The sequence below is a fragment of the Lentiprolixibacter sp. genome (assembly GCF_982873095.1).
The window spans coordinates 1-12,347 of the sequence record NZ_CEYNTP010000066.1 but is presented as its reverse complement, the minus strand read 5'-3'; the positions used below and the strand labels follow the sequence as shown (position 1 = coordinate 12,347).

The 12,347-nt window shown below is 47.4% G+C and carries 15 protein-coding genes; 13 read left to right on the top strand and 2 right to left on the bottom strand.

What is annotated here, in order from left to right:
• The 13 genes from AC4E7D_RS05910 to AC4E7D_RS05850 form a co-directional block, all read left to right on the top strand.
• Positions 1 to 868: HAD-IC family P-type ATPase (locus AC4E7D_RS05910; protein WP_490172890.1), on the top strand; the 868-nt coding region annotated here is incomplete at its 5' end.
• 73 nt (positions 869 to 941) lie between these two features.
• On the top strand, positions 942 to 1,157 hold the full coding sequence (gene ccoS / locus AC4E7D_RS05905) for a cbb3-type cytochrome oxidase assembly protein CcoS (RefSeq protein WP_490172889.1): 216 nt from the start codon (positions 942 to 944) through the stop codon (positions 1,155 to 1,157).
• 2 nt (positions 1,158 to 1,159) lie between these two features.
• Complete coding sequence (gene ccoN / locus AC4E7D_RS05900) at positions 1,160 to 3,361, top strand: cytochrome-c oxidase, cbb3-type subunit I (protein WP_490172888.1); 2,202 nt, start codon at positions 1,160 to 1,162, stop codon at positions 3,359 to 3,361.
• 3 nt (positions 3,362 to 3,364) lie between these two features.
• On the top strand, positions 3,365 to 3,556 hold the full coding sequence (locus AC4E7D_RS05895; protein WP_490172887.1) for a CcoQ/FixQ family Cbb3-type cytochrome c oxidase assembly chaperone: 192 nt from the start codon (positions 3,365 to 3,367) through the stop codon (positions 3,554 to 3,556).
• Positions 3,553 to 4,494, top strand: a complete 942-nt coding sequence (locus tag AC4E7D_RS05890; protein WP_490172886.1) for a cbb3-type cytochrome c oxidase N-terminal domain-containing protein — start codon at positions 3,553 to 3,555, stop codon at positions 4,492 to 4,494. Before AC4E7D_RS05895 ends, AC4E7D_RS05890 begins: the two co-directional genes overlap by 4 nt.
• Before the next feature lie 35 nt (positions 4,495 to 4,529).
• A complete protein-coding gene (gene ccoG / locus AC4E7D_RS05885) occupies positions 4,530 to 5,939 on the top strand; it encodes a cytochrome c oxidase accessory protein CcoG (protein WP_490172885.1) in 1,410 nt (469 codons plus the stop codon).
• 11 nt (positions 5,940 to 5,950) lie between these two features.
• The gene (locus AC4E7D_RS05880; RefSeq protein WP_490172884.1) at positions 5,951 to 6,397 is read left to right on the top strand and encodes a FixH family protein; all 447 of its coding nucleotides are present in this window, start codon (positions 5,951 to 5,953) and stop codon (positions 6,395 to 6,397) included.
• Positions 6,398 to 6,405: 8 nt separating this feature from the next.
• On the top strand, positions 6,406 to 7,113 hold the full coding sequence (locus tag AC4E7D_RS05875; RefSeq protein WP_490172883.1) for a sulfite exporter TauE/SafE family protein: 708 nt from the start codon (positions 6,406 to 6,408) through the stop codon (positions 7,111 to 7,113).
• Complete coding sequence (locus AC4E7D_RS05870; RefSeq protein ID WP_490172882.1) at positions 7,098 to 8,423, top strand: acetyl-CoA hydrolase/transferase family protein; 1,326 nt, start codon at positions 7,098 to 7,100, stop codon at positions 8,421 to 8,423. Before AC4E7D_RS05875 ends, AC4E7D_RS05870 begins: the two co-directional genes overlap by 16 nt.
• Before the next feature lie 9 nt (positions 8,424 to 8,432).
• Entirely contained in the window at positions 8,433 to 9,089 is a 657-nt protein-coding gene (gene deoC / locus AC4E7D_RS05865; RefSeq protein WP_490172881.1) for a deoxyribose-phosphate aldolase, read from the top strand.
• A complete protein-coding gene (gene deoD / locus AC4E7D_RS05860; RefSeq protein WP_490172880.1) occupies positions 9,089 to 9,787 on the top strand; it encodes a purine-nucleoside phosphorylase in 699 nt (232 codons plus the stop codon). Before deoC ends, deoD begins: the two co-directional genes overlap by 1 nt.
• 2 nt (positions 9,788 to 9,789) lie before the next feature.
• Positions 9,790 to 10,551, top strand: coding sequence for an LOG family protein (locus AC4E7D_RS05855; protein ID WP_490172879.1), 762 nt, complete (start codon positions 9,790 to 9,792; stop codon positions 10,549 to 10,551).
• Positions 10,548 to 11,072 (top strand): DUF1643 domain-containing protein, encoded by a 525-nt coding sequence (locus AC4E7D_RS05850; RefSeq protein ID WP_490172878.1) that lies wholly within the window; start codon positions 10,548 to 10,550, stop codon positions 11,070 to 11,072. The genes AC4E7D_RS05855 and AC4E7D_RS05850 overlap by 4 nt, the downstream gene beginning before the upstream one ends.
• Here AC4E7D_RS05850 and AC4E7D_RS05845 read toward each other — a convergent pair.
• Both AC4E7D_RS05845 and AC4E7D_RS05840 read right to left on the bottom strand, forming a co-directional pair.
• A complete protein-coding gene (locus AC4E7D_RS05845) occupies positions 11,069 to 11,851 on the bottom strand; it encodes an ABC transporter permease (protein ID WP_490172877.1) in 783 nt (260 codons plus the stop codon). The two genes, AC4E7D_RS05850 and AC4E7D_RS05845, sit on opposite strands and share 4 nt — an antisense overlap.
• Positions 11,844 to 12,347: ATP-binding cassette domain-containing protein (locus AC4E7D_RS05840; protein WP_490172876.1), on the bottom strand; the 504-nt coding region annotated here is incomplete at its 5' end. The genes AC4E7D_RS05845 and AC4E7D_RS05840, both read right to left, overlap by 8 nt.

Sequence of the window (12,347 nt, the reverse complement as noted above, 5' to 3'; positions counted from 1 at the left end):
GCTTACCAACGCAGAAAAAGAACAGGTTTCCTATGAGGGGATCATTTTGAGTGAGGAAGAAAAATCCCTCCTTGTCAATACGCTCAGGGCATCCAACCACCCTTTGAGCAGGAGCCTGTATAACCTCCTGTCTGATCAGAATATTATCACCCTGGATGAGTACGATGAGATACAGGGAAAAGGGGTGTCTGCCAAGGCAGATGACCATAGTATCAAGATCGGTTCTGCTTCATTTGTGGGCAAATCTAATCAGGACGAAACCGGACAGACAGCAGTACATATCAGTACCAATGAGACCTATAAGGGATGTTTTGTATTTCAAAATGAATATCGTGAAGGGGTATCGGAAGTATTTCAGAAATTTTCTGAAGATATGGATGTCGCCGTTCTATCCGGGGACAATGAAGGGGAGAAAGCCCGTCTGGAATCCTTCTTACCGAAGCTTACGCCTTTGTATTTTAACCAGAAGCCAGAACAGAAGCTGGAATTTGTAAAAAGCCTGCAGGGGCAGGGAAAGAAAGTAATGATGGTGGGCGATGGCCTCAACGATGCCGGGGCCCTGGCACAAAGTGAAGTTGGGATCGCCATTTCTGAAAATGTAAATGTATTCTCCCCGGCCTGCGACGGTATCCTGGATGCCTCTAAATTCCGGGAATTGCCTTCCTATGTGGAGGCCTCACAGAAATCGATGAATATCATTAAATGGAGTTTTGGATTCTCCCTGCTTTACAATGTTGTGGGGCTGTATTTTGCAGTAAGCGGTCAACTGGAACCCGTCATCGCCGCCATTTTGATGCCCCTGAGTTCCATTAGCGTTGTGGGATTCACCACCATTGCCACTAATTTTTTAGGGAGAAAATTGAAATAATTGGAAAAAGCTGACATATGTCATTTTTTGCCTTTTTGAACAAAAGTAGTTTTACGCCGCAATTCAGGTAGGTATGAGTGTCATTTATGTGCTATTAACCATAAGTGTTACCGTAGCAATATTCTTTTTTATCGCCTTTATCCTCTCCGTGCGGAGCGGGCAGTACGACGATTCGTATACCCCATCGGTACGGATGCTCTTTGAGGATGAATTGGTGAAACCTGACAAAAAAGAGAAAAAGCAAAAACCAGAGAAATCAATCCAACTAAATAATAGTCAAAAATTGTAATTATGGAAATGCAACAGTTTTATTACGATAACAAAATCGTAAAAAAATTCCTCTATGCAACCTTGTTTTGGGGGATTATTGGAATGCTGGTAGGCCTCCTGCTGGCATTTATGTTTTTATTCCCCAATATCACAGACGGTATCTCATGGCTGAGTTTTGGTAGACTACGACCCCTACACACCAATGCGGTAATCTTCGCCTTTGTTGGGAATGCCATTTTTGCGGGGGTGTATTACTCCACTCAACGGCTACTGAAGGCACGAATGTTCAGTGACTTCCTCAGCAACCTCAACTTCTGGGGCTGGCAGGCCATTATCGCAGCTGCTGCGGTGACCCTTCCGCTGGGATATACCACTTCGAAGGAATATGCAGAACTCGAATGGCCTATCGACCTCGCTATCGCTGTGGTCTGGGTGGCCTTTGGCTGGAACCTTATTGGTACCATGCTTAAAAGGCGACAACGGCACTTGTACGTTGCTATCTGGTTCTACATTGCCACCTTCGTTACTGTTGCTGTTCTCCATATTTTTAACAGCCTTGAACTGCCTGTTAGCGCATTAAAGAGCTATTCGGCTTACGCCGGGGTACAGGACGCACTTGTGCAATGGTGGTATGGACACAACGCGGTGGCCTTCTTTTTGACTACCCCATTCCTTGGATTGATGTACTATTTTGTGCCCAAAGCGGCGAACCGGCCGGTGTACTCTTACAGGCTGTCTATCGTCCACTTCTGGTCACTTATCTTTATTTACATATGGGCAGGTCCACACCACTTGCTCTATTCTGCTTTGCCAGACTGGGCCCAAAACCTGGGTGTTGCCTTTTCCGTTATGCTGATCGCCCCATCCTGGGGAGGTATGATCAACGGTTTATTGACCCTGAGAGGTGCCTGGGATAAAGTAAGGACGGATCCTGTACTAAAATTCATGGTGGTCGCTATTACCGGATACGGAATGTCCACGTTTGAGGGGCCCATGTTATCCCTGAAAAATGTAAATGCCATTGCGCACTTCAGTGACTGGATTATTGCCCACGTACACGTAGGCGCACTGGCCTGGAATGGTTTCCTCACCTTTGGTATGGTCTACTGGCTGGTGCCGAAGATGTTTAAAACCAGGATGCATTCCATACCCCTGGCCAATTTCCATTTCTGGGTGGGCACGCTGGGGATTGTACTATACGCCCTGCCCATGTATGTGGCAGGATTCACCCAGGCCCTGATGTGGAAAGACTTTAACCCTGATGGTTCCCTGGTGTATGGAAATTTCCTGGAAACTGTAAATGAGATCATCCCCATGTACTGGATGCGGGCTATCGGAGGCTCCTTGTACATTATTGGCTTCATTGTGATGCTCTACAATGTGGTGGTCACGGTCAGGTCCGGAAGCAAAGTGGAGGACGAACTGGCGGAAGCTCCGGCACTCACACGGGTAAGCAAAAGGCGTATTGCCGGGGAGACCTACCATACCCTGCTGGAAAGGAAGCCTATACAGCTCACAATCTTTGCTACTATCGCCATCCTGATCGGGGGTGTCGTACAGATCATACCAACCCTGTTGGTAGAATCGAATATTCCAACCATCACCAGCGTAAAACCCTATACCCCGCTCGAGCTTGAAGGAAGGGACCTCTATATCCGTGAAGGATGTGTGGGCTGCCACTCCCAAATGATCAGGCCGTTCAGGAGTGAGGTGGAACGCTACGGGGAATACGCCAAAGCTGGAGAATTCGTCTACGACCACCCCTTCCTCTGGGGTAGCAAGCGGACGGGGCCTGATCTGCTGCGCGTTGGTGGAAAATACTCAGACAGCTGGCACCTGAACCATATGTATGATCCCCAAAGTACGTCTTCGGGCTCTATTATGCCGGCTTACCAGTGGTTGGTAAGGAACGAACACGACCGAAGTGATATACAGGCGAAAATGGAGACCATGGTTAAACTGGGGGTCCCCTATTCGGAAGAAGAAATTGCAAATGCAAAGGCATCGATGGATGCCCAGGCGCTGCAGATAGAAAAGAACCTGTATCAAGATCCTGAATTCGCCCGCAGTTATGAAGAGGAGAAAAAGTATGCCCAGGAGAACGGAGAGGATTTCGTGGAAATGCGAGACAGGGAAATTGTTGCGCTCATTGCCTATCTGCAAAGACTGGGCACTGACATCAAAGTAAAAGAAACAGATCAATTAGTAACAGAAAATCGATAGGTCATGCTCAAGTTTGTAAAGAATCATATGGAAAGTATAGAGGGTATCGCCACCTATCCGATGATATCCCTGCTGATCTTTTTTGTCTTCTTTGCCCTGCTTTTCTGGTGGGTACTCACCACTCCCAGGGAACGCATCAAAGAATTAAGTGAAATGCCTTTAGACGATAATCAACCTAAACCAAATAACCCATGAAAAATTTATCACCATGGTGGATTAGAATCCCCGTTGTATTTTTCCTCATATTCGGCCTGATGGAATATTTCATCGATTCCGGTGAAAAACCTGCCTTCCTGGAATATCCCATCACACAATTCTTCCTGCTGATGGTGCTGCTGATCCTTATAGCGATCGAGCTCATCCTTAAGTCCATTGAAAATATCCTCTTCCAAACGCTTTCAAAGGAAGCCCAGGAGCGGTATCTGACAGCCAAATCAAAGGGCTGGGAATGGAAATGGGGAAGACGCATGTACCAGAAATTACTGGGATCTAAACCTGTAGAAGCCGAAGGCGAGATTATCCTCGACCACAATTACGATGGGATCAAGGAACTGGACAACAAGCTCCCCCCCTGGTGGTTGTACTTGTTTTACGCAACCATCATCTTTGGCGTGGTTTACCTGGTGCGCTTCCATATTTACGGGGATTACGATCAGGAACTGGAATACGAACAGGAGGTAGCTGCCGCCCAGCTGGCCATAGAGGAATACAAAAAAACGGCCAAAGATCTTGTGGATGCCACCACAGTGGAATTGTTGACCGATGCCTCTGACCTGAACGCGGGAAAGGCCATCTTTGAAACCAATTGCGCCGTTTGCCATATGGCCGATGGCGGAGGAGGTATCGGGCCAAACCTCACTGATGAATACTGGATTCTTGGAGGTGGTATTAAAAACGTTTTCAGTACGGTTTCTGAAGGTGGACGAGCTGGTAAAGGGATGGTTCCCTGGAAACAGTCCTTGAAACCCTCCGAGATCGCACAGGTATCCAGTTATGTACTAGGCTTTCAGGGGACCACCCCTGCCAATCCAAAGGCACCGGAAGGCGATATCTGGGTAGACGAAAATGCCCCTGCGGAAGAGGAGGTACCCGTGCAGGAAACGGATACGACCACAGTGGCCATGAATCACTGAAACGTCCCACTGATTACTAATCAATTACGCTAGCTATGGCAGAGAATTTCCGGGATTCGATAGGAACGATCAACGAGGAAGGAAAGCGCGCCTGGGTTTTTCCTAAAAAGCCGAGTGGGCGCTATTACTCCTATCGGAAATGGGTTAGTTATTTTCTGTTGCTGTTCTTGTTTGCTTCCCCGTTTATAAAAATCAACGGGAACCAATTCCTTATGTTCAATGTGCTGGAGCGGCGTTTTAATATTTTTGGCTTTCCCTTCTGGCCGCAGGATTTTCACTTGTTTGTGATCTCCATGATCATCGGGGTGATCTTTATCGCGCTCTTTACCGTTGCTTATGGCCGGATTTTTTGCGGCTGGGTCTGTCCCCAGACCATTTTTATGGAAATGGTCTTCCGCAGGATAGAATACTGGATCGACGGGGACCGGGGGGCTCAGATGAAACTTAAACGCCAGCCCTGGAACGGGGAGAAAATCAGGAAACGGGTTACGAAATGGATCGTGTTTTTCCTGATCTCCTTTCTCATTGCCAATATCTTCCTGGCCTATTTAATTGGTAGCGACAAACTGCTTCAATATATCACAGAAGGTCCGGCAGCACACCTCAGCACCTTGGTACCGCTGTTGATCTTTACGCTGGTATTCTACTTTGTCTTCGCCTGGTTCCGGGAGCAGGTCTGTATTATCGCCTGCCCTTACGGTCGTATGCAGGGCGTATTGCTGGACAATAAATCCATAGTCGTGGCCTACGACCACAAGAGGGGTGAGGGCGCAAACGGAAGAAAGAAGTTCAGGAAGAACGAGGATCGGGAAGCCCTGGGGCATGGGGATTGCATTGACTGTTTTCAGTGTGTAAACGTTTGTCCCACCGGTATCGATATCCGAAATGGCACGCAACTGGAGTGCGTGAATTGCACAGCCTGTATCGATGAATGCGACACCATAATGGAGAAGATCAATAAGCCCAAAGGGTTGATCCGCTACGCCAGTGAAGACAACATTGTAAACAAATCCAGGTTCACCTTCACTCCGCGTTTAAAAGGTTATTCCGCGGTACTGACCATTCTGATCGGGGTGCTTATAGGGATGCTTTTCTTACGCAATGAGCTTGAAGCCAATATTCTCCGATTACCCGGGCAGCTGTATGAAAGGATGGAGGGGAATATGATAAGAAATGTATACACCTACAAACTGGTGAACAAAACCAGTTCGGATATACCTGGAGTGAACTTTAAACTCCTGTCTCATAAGGGACAGATTGAAATGGTGAGTCAGGATCAATTTGAAGTGCCTGCACAGGAACTGGCAGAAGGTACGCTGTTCATTAAGATCAATGCAGCAGCCCTTAGCGGTGACAAAGACAAATTAAAAATAGGGGTCTACAGTAACGGTGAGTTGATCGAAACCACAACCGCCCGATTCCTGGCCCCAAGGAGTTATAACTAAAAAAACTGCATATGAGAATCTCATGGGGAACAGGAATTGTGCTGGCTTTTGTAGCATTTATACTTTTTATACTCTATTTCGTCTACCTTGCCAGTACCCGTAACCAGGCTAACCATGATCTGGTGACCCGGGAGTATTATCAGGAAGAACTGGTCTATCAAAAAGAAATTGATGCAGAACAAAATGCACTCCCTTATGCGAAAGAGACAACCACAAAAAAAACGGAAGAAGGCTTAGAAATCGTCTTCCCCGATACGTTCAAATTTGATGGCATTGAAGGTAATGTGTCCCTATACAGGCCATCCAACAAGCACCTGGATTTTGACTTACCTGTAAGTTTATCCAATACACATTTGCTCATACCTGACAAACAGCTGTTGGATGGTCGCTGGGACATTAAAATACGCTGGACCGCTGATGGTCGCGACTACCTCATCAAAAAAAGCATTCACTATTAACGCCCCTTATGTTACTTTCAGCACTGGTTCTGGGTCTTATGGGAAGCCTTCACTGCGTGGGGATGTGTGGCCCTATAGCATTTATGCTCCCTGTGGATCACAAGCGGCCGGTTAAAAAGGGGGTACAGGTAAGCATGTATCATATTGGGCGCCTATTGGCCTATGGGGTCATAGGTGTGCTCTTTGGATTAATCGGCAAGGGATTATACCTGTTCGGGATACAACAAAAATTGTCTATCGCAGTTGGTGTGGTAATGATCATCCTGGTGTTGCTACCCTACCGCTATCTGGGAAAACTTGGCCTGGCCCGGCCCGTTTACGCATTCGTAGGCAGGATCAAAAGTTGGCTGGGGGATTCCCTGAAAAAAAAGACGGCGGACACCTTCCTCACCATCGGGTTCTTAAACGGCTTCCTCCCTTGCGGCCTCGTCTACATGGCCCTGCTTGGTGCTATAGCCTCGGGCGATGCTTTGAATGGAGCTATATACATGATGGTATTCGGTGCAGGAACCATCCCATTGATGACTGTTGCCGTTTATTTTGGCAGCCTGTTAAAAGGATCGCTCCGCACCCGGGTAAGGAAAATTATACCTGTTTTTATTGTGATCGTGGGCGTACTTTTCATCCTGAGGGGAATGGGCCTTGGAATCCCCTACATTTCACCAAAATCGAACGTGAACATGGCAACCACAGAGATGGAATGCCATACGCCATAAACCTTCATTTACTTAGACCGACCCAAAAACAAAACAGTATGAAAATAGTGTCCTTAGAAGAAGCCGCCGCTGTGGTAAAATCCGGGGACCGATTGTTTCTTCAGGGGGCGGCCATGACCCCAAATACGTTGATAAATGGTATATGTGACCGATACGAAGAGCTCAGGGACGTAGAGATCATCTCTATCCACACAGAAGGGCAGGTGAATTACGGAACCCCACCCTACAACAAAGCCTTTAAGATCAACAGTTGCTTTGTGGGAGGCAATGTACGTAATGCGGTCAATACCAACCAGGGGGATTATATTCCGATCTTTCTCAGTGAGATCCACCTGCTGTTCAGGAGAAATATCCTTCCGTTGGATATTGCCCTGGTGCAGGTTTCCCCTCCGGACCGTCACGGTTACTGCTCGTTAGGGGTGTCTGTGGATATCGTTATCCCGGCCATACAAACGGCAAAAAAAGTGATCGCCCAGATAAATCCTCAGGTGCCACGGACCCACGGTGATGGGATCATCCATATTAACAATATCGACTATGCCATCGAGGTGGATATCCCCATCCATGTATCAGCCATGACCGAGATCTCCCCTGTGGAACATGAAATCGGTCGGCATGTGGCCGGGCTTATTGAGGATGGGGCTACCCTGCAACTCGGGATTGGGAATATCCCAAATGCCGTCCTGACCAACCTCTACACCCACAAACGACTGGGCATACACACCGAAATGTTTTCAGATGGCCTGTTACCCCTGATTGAAGCGGGTGTGATTACCGGGGAAGAAAAAGAGATCAAAACAGGTAAAATTGTAAGTGCTTTTGCTGCGGGATCAGAGAAACTATACGAATTTGTAGATGATAACCCTGTGATTCACTTTAAAGAGGCAGCCTATACCAACGATACCAACCTGATCAGCAGGAACCCCAAGGTTACCGCCATAAACAGTGCCATAGAGATCGACCTTACCGGGCAGGTATGTGCAGACAGCATTGGAACACGTTTATTTTCAGGGGTTGGGGGGCAGATGGACTTTATCAGGGGCGCCACGATTTCAGAAGGGGGCAAACCCATTTTTGCCATTCCCTCGGTTACGGGAAAAGGGGTCTCTAAAATTACCCCCACGCTCCGGCAAGGCGCCGGGGTTACCTCAACAAGGGCACATGTCCACTACGTGGTTACCGAACACGGTGTGGTCAACCTCTTTGGAAAGAACCTCTACGAACGGGCCAAGGCCCTTATTTCGATTGCACACCCCGATCATCAGGAACAACTGGACAGGGCGGCCTTTGACCGCTTTGGACGAGAATAATACTACCATATGTTACCCCTTGAAAAGTATATCGACCACACCTTGCTTAAGGCAACCTCTACTCCGGCAGATATAGAAAAGCTCTGTGAAGAAGCTGCCTATTATGGCTTTTATGCCGTATGCGTCAATAGCACCTACCTGCCTCTGGCCGGCGAAGTCCTTCGGGATGCTGCGGTAAAAAAAGCTGCGGTGGTAGGATTTCCACTTGGCGCGATGGCTACAGCAGCCAAAGTTGCCGAAGCTGACTACTGCCTCTCCCATGGGGCGGACGAATTGGATATGGTCATCAATGTCGGCAGGCTAAAGTCTGGCCACCACAGGGCTGTAAGGGAAGAAATCAGCAAGATAAAAGCCCTGATGCAACGAGGCCAGGAGTTAAAAGTTATCATCGAAACTTGTTATCTTACCAAGGAGGAAATCCAGACAGCGAGTAAACTGGTAATTGACGGGGGTGGGGATTTTGTAAAGACGTCTACGGGATTTGGTACTGGCGGCGCCACCCTGGAAGATGTTTCCCTTATACGTGAGATCACCAAAGACCGATGTAAAATAAAGGCTTCCGGTGGCATACGAGATAGAAAAACCGCACTGCTGTATCTGGAGCAAGGCGTTCAGCGCATTGGAACTTCCTCCGGAATCGCCATTGTGAAGACAAAAGACAAGTAATGAGTTTACATATTGAAGCCAAAGCCGGGGAAATTTCGGAAACGGTGTTGTTACCGGGTGACCCTTTACGGGCGAAATGGATCGCGGAAACCTACCTTGAAGATATCCACTGTTACAACAGGATAAGGGGGATGCTGGGTTACACAGGGACCTATAAAGGACGGTCTATTTCTGTGCAGGGCAGCGGTATGGGGATTCCGTCGGCTCTTATCTACTACCAGGAACTTATCAGGGAGTATGGGGTCAACAACCTGATCCGGGTGGGAACGGCAGGTTCCTTCCAGGAAGACCTGCATTTGCGGGATATCGTCATTGCCATGTCGGCCTCAACCACTTCTGCTATCAACAAAAATCGCTTTCCCGGCAGTTTTGCCCCTACTGCCAACAGCGAGTTGTTCCTGAATGCCGTTGCGTATGCGAAATCGAATGGGATAGCCTTCAGGGCAGGAAATATCCTTTCTGCAGATGAGTTTTACGACTTTGACCCGGACAGCTACAAGAAATGGGCACAATTCGGGGTACTTTGTGCCGAGATGGAAACGGCAGGCCTGTACAGCATTGCTGCACAATACGGGGTAAGGGCCCTTGCGGTAATTACCATTGCCGATAACCTGGTGACGCAGGAAAAAATGAGTGCAGATGCAAGGGAACGGAGTTTTGGCACCATGGTAGAGATTGCCCTTAACGCAACCGGGTAAGGATGACGAGTAAAAAACCACATCGGCTGCAAGCGGCAGAATCGCAATTTCTGGAAGGACCACGGTCCCGTATACGGGAATTCTTTTTCACTATTCGGGTACAACTTAGCTTTATACGGGCATTTCGAAGAATGCACTTCATAGGGCCCTGTGTTACGGTGTTTGGATCGGCCCGTTTTGAACCGGACAACCCCTATTACCAACAGGCTGTGAAAGTTGGCCAGGCCCTTGCCAGTCTGGGATTTACCGTGATGACGGGTGGAGGGCCCGGAATTATGGAAGCTGCAAACAAGGGTGCCTATGAAGCCGGGGGGTATTCCGTGGGTTGCAATATCATCCTCCCTTTTGAACAGAAACCCAACGCATATCTGCACCGATGGATTGATATTCCCTATTTCTTTGTGCGAAAGTTTTTGCTGATGAAATATTCCTATGCCTTTGTAGTGATGCCCGGAGGTATAGGAACACTTGATGAACTCTTTGAATCCCTGACCCTCATCCAGACCAAGATGATTGCCAATTTCCCGGTGGTTATCATGGGCAAGGACTACCACAAGGAGCTATACGAACATATACAGTTGATGGCCAGGAATGAGAGCATCAGTGAAGAAGACATGAACCTGCTGTTCATTACGGATTCTGTAGACGAGATGGTGGCCCATATTAAGACCCACGCCATCAAGCGGTTCAACCTTGTGAAAATGCAGAAAAAACCCAAGTGGTGGTTTGGTGAGTGGGGTACAAAACCGTCCCCGGCCCAATGAACAGAACTTCCGGAATCAAAGTCTACCGTCACTTACCCGATCTCGAAGTGAAGGCAGTGTTCTCGGACTGCGGCAACTATCGGTACCTGCTTAAGATCAAAAGAATGGGGGTAGCATCAGGGAAACGCGTTTGTGCCATAATGCTCAACCCCAGTGTGGCCAATGAATGGCAGGCCGATAAATCGGTGCAGTTCCTGGAAAAACTCATCTTTGAGAAGGCCATTCCCTATTTCAACAAGGTTACCGAAATATGGATCGCCAACCTCTTCGCCTATATACAGACTAAAAATTTTAAGGGGACTCCGGAGCAGGTTGGTGAGTTGAACGACCACTATCTGGCCTCCGCAATTGCGGCAGCAGACATTGTCCTGATCGCCTGGGGGAAGAGTTGTTCCCACCCGGAGCGTCAATCCAAGGTAGGGGAACTGCTATCAAGGTACCCGGACAAGATCTTACTGGTGACCAAACGCCATCCTTCAAGAGGGCAATACGAGAATTTTGTAACATCTTTCCAGCCTTAGAAATCCTTTCTGTTGGCACGTCGAATAAACGCCCACAATGGCAGCAACACCCAGATCAGGAGAATAAAAAAGGCAGAGACAATGCCCATGTAAGTACCAAAAAATGCCTTAAATATTGCTCCTGTGTATCCCAAAAGGGCAGAAATATCCAATTTAAGCAGGATTAAAATTCGGGAGAGGTCAATAGGGTTAAAGACCGTTGCAGCAAGTGAAAAGCTATCCAAAGGGTATTCCTCAAAGACGATCAGTGTCAACAGGAACAGACCGTCATAGATTACTGCCAAAAACAACCATAGCAACACTGCATATCCGAATCCCTTTATCCTGTTTTCATTTGAGATCGCAATATTAAGTGCCAATCCATTGAATATAAATGTGAGGAAAGCCCCTGTGGTAATGAGCAGGGAAAAGTTCAGGATATCACCACTTTTAAACAGGCCATATAATACAAAGGGCAACCCTAATCCTAGAACAAGGCTTAGTGTAAGCGATCCGGCAACTCCCAAGTAGAGCCCAAAGAATATAGAAGACCGCTTAAGGGGCTGCGCAAGCAGGAGCTCAATAAATTCCTTGGAGTTGTAATAGTACATCACTCCGAATATGGTTGATATCAGGGGAACAAGCACTACAATAACGTTCATCAAAGTAATTACCGCCTTTGAAAGGTCATTGTTCAGAAATAATAGTACAAAGCCGAGTAGCAGGTAGAACAAAAAGTACACATAACTCCATAGGCTGCGCATCAGGTCATAAAAACTGTATTTGAGGATTTTACGCATGTGTTCCTTCAGATGTTATAGCCGCAATGGCATGCTCCAGATTTTTCTGCCCTGTTTTTTTATAAAGCCCTGAAAGTGTTCCTGAATAATAGATCTTACCTTCCAGGAGGTAAATTACCTGATCGGCAATCTCTTCTACAAACTGCATGATATGCGTGGTAATCAGAAAGGTTTTCCCGGCCTGTTTTTCCTTTTGAATATGATCCTTTAAAGCAATAAGTGAGGCCGGGTCAAGCCCTGAGGTGGGTTCATCCAGGATCAAAACAGGACTGTCAAACATCAAGGCGAGCACGAGATTTACCTTTTGTCTGGTCCCCCCCGAGAGCGTATTCAGCTTTTTGTCAAGAAAAGGTTTCAGTTCAAATAAACTAACAAAGTAACTTTCATCGCCGGGTTTTTGTCTGAGATCATTGATCATGCTGATCAGTTCTCGCACTTTAATATTTCCAGGGAAATTGGCGATTTGGGGGAGGTAATTGATCTCTTCCCTGTACTT

Excerpts from the sequence above, each read along its gene's own strand:
- ccoS (WP_490172889.1), top strand. The coding sequence starts at position 942 with ATGAGTGTCATTTATGTGCTATTAACCATAAGTGTTACCGTAGCAATA.
- ccoN (WP_490172888.1), top strand. The coding sequence starts at position 1,160 with ATGGAAATGCAACAGTTTTATTACGATAACAAAATCGTAAAAAAATTC.
- AC4E7D_RS05895 (WP_490172887.1), top strand. The coding sequence starts at position 3,365 with ATGCTCAAGTTTGTAAAGAATCATATGGAAAGTATAGAGGGTATCGCC.
- AC4E7D_RS05890 (WP_490172886.1), top strand. The coding sequence starts at position 3,553 with ATGAAAAATTTATCACCATGGTGGATTAGAATCCCCGTTGTATTTTTC.
- ccoG (WP_490172885.1), top strand. The coding sequence starts at position 4,530 with ATGGCAGAGAATTTCCGGGATTCGATAGGAACGATCAACGAGGAAGGA.
- AC4E7D_RS05880 (WP_490172884.1), top strand. The coding sequence starts at position 5,951 with ATGAGAATCTCATGGGGAACAGGAATTGTGCTGGCTTTTGTAGCATTT.
- AC4E7D_RS05875 (WP_490172883.1), top strand. The coding sequence starts at position 6,406 with ATGTTACTTTCAGCACTGGTTCTGGGTCTTATGGGAAGCCTTCACTGC.
- AC4E7D_RS05870 (WP_490172882.1), top strand. The coding sequence starts at position 7,098 with ATGCCATACGCCATAAACCTTCATTTACTTAGACCGACCCAAAAACAA.
- deoC (WP_490172881.1), top strand. The coding sequence starts at position 8,433 with ATGTTACCCCTTGAAAAGTATATCGACCACACCTTGCTTAAGGCAACC.
- deoD (WP_490172880.1), top strand. The coding sequence starts at position 9,089 with ATGAGTTTACATATTGAAGCCAAAGCCGGGGAAATTTCGGAAACGGTG.
- AC4E7D_RS05855 (WP_490172879.1), top strand. The coding sequence starts at position 9,790 with ATGACGAGTAAAAAACCACATCGGCTGCAAGCGGCAGAATCGCAATTT.
- AC4E7D_RS05850 (WP_490172878.1), top strand. The coding sequence starts at position 10,548 with ATGAACAGAACTTCCGGAATCAAAGTCTACCGTCACTTACCCGATCTC.
- AC4E7D_RS05845 (WP_490172877.1), bottom strand. The coding sequence starts at position 11,851 with ATGCGTAAAATCCTCAAATACAGTTTTTATGACCTGATGCGCAGCCTA.